Annotated in this window: 1 protein-coding gene; it reads right to left on the reverse strand. The window is 56.8% G+C overall.

The window, feature by feature from the left end:
• Positions 1–65 precede the first annotated feature (65 nt).
• Entirely contained in the window at positions 66–431 is a 366-nt protein-coding gene (locus UCMB321_RS28365; RefSeq protein ID WP_040072012.1) for a hypothetical protein, read from the reverse strand.
• Positions 432–724 lie beyond the last annotated feature (293 nt).

The raw sequence follows: 724 nt of genomic DNA on the forward strand, positions 1-724 counted from the left end.
GCCAGGAGCCCGAAACTCGCTCCCATCTGGCTTGAAGGTAACTTTGATGGCCATCGGTCTTTTTCCTATGGTCGCGGGCTACCGCGTGCAGTGAAGTAAAATGCCAACACCACACCAACCAGGGGACTGGCGAATGCCAGGATTTCAGTGAAATACTGACTCTCGACGGCGGCACTTATCAAAACGGCCGCCATCAAGAAGTACAACGTCAAGATGGCCAAAATCGGCTGCATTCGCTTGTTGATTCGTTCTGTCTTCGGCTCGGCATGGCCTAGGCCGCCGCAGATGCCGCATGGAAGCCCAACGTGACCTGAGCCTTTGAGGTTGTTGTTCTTCACACATGCGGCGCATGCAGCCCCATTAGCGGCCCTACTGCATGTGCCGGTGCGCTCGCAGTGAGCGCATGGGTAAAGGTTGACTTTAACGTTCATGGGGCATTCTCCTACTCGGCCTGAGCGGCTGCGCGACGCGCGGCTCACTCTTTAGCCCGTCTGACGTAAGTGCTTCGGTTCTCCCTCGCCTCCTGCATCGAACGGTTTGAAAAGGTTCCGGAGTTCTCACGGAACGGCTTTTCTACGCCATTCACCTGGGCGGACAGTGACCGAATACCCTGGGGTGGTGTAGCACTGGTTCAAATCGCGGATCTAGCTGCTGATGCTGCCGATGACCTCGCCGTCGACCTTGATGAACCAGTCTTTGCTGGTAACGTTGTCGCCAGGAGCCC

The sequence above is a fragment of the Pseudomonas batumici genome (assembly GCF_000820515.1).
Taxonomy (GTDB): Bacteria; Pseudomonadota; Gammaproteobacteria; order Pseudomonadales; family Pseudomonadaceae; genus Aquipseudomonas; species Aquipseudomonas batumici.

Bases quoted from the DNA above. Each gene is read 5' to 3' on its own strand.
- UCMB321_RS28365 (WP_040072012.1), bottom strand. From the start codon at position 431: ATGAACGTTAAAGTCAACCTTTACCCATGCGCTCACTGCGAGCGCACC.